The organism is Bradyrhizobium sp. Crot121 (genome assembly GCF_059512385.1).
The window spans coordinates 1-358 of record NZ_JCAMOR010000499.1 but is presented as its reverse complement, the minus strand read 5'-3'; the positions used below and the strand labels follow the sequence as shown (position 1 = coordinate 358).

The 358-nt window shown below is 62.0% G+C and carries 1 protein-coding gene; it reads right to left on the bottom strand.

The features are described 5' to 3' along the window. A partial coding sequence (locus AC5ZGW_RS47655; protein WP_496114338.1) for a LysR substrate-binding domain-containing protein occupies positions 1–271 on the bottom strand: 271 nt, incomplete at its 3' end. Between the last annotated feature and the right edge of the window lie 87 nt (positions 272–358).

The following is a 358-nucleotide window of genomic DNA, read 5'->3' as shown; positions in this document are numbered from 1 at the left end:
GAAGCGCGATCATCGGAACATTCGCAAGATCGCTCCAGCGCGGATGAGCAACGGCTGCTAGCGGATTATCCGCCGGACACATCAGCACGAACTGCGAGGAAACGAGGGGGATGCGGACGATTGCTTCCTCGTCTTGGCGGAAAGTCCCGAGCGCGAGATCGATTTCTCCGGAAAGCAGCAGCTCGTTTATTGCCGCCACTGAGCGATCTACGATGGTAACGGCGACACCTGGAGACGAGCGCTCGAACGTCCGTATGACGCCCGGTAGCAACGCCGCGGCGAGAAGAGGCGGAGCCCCGACCTTGATGTGACCGCGCTTGCGTGTGCCGACGTCCCTCGCGCGTCGTATCGCGCTCTC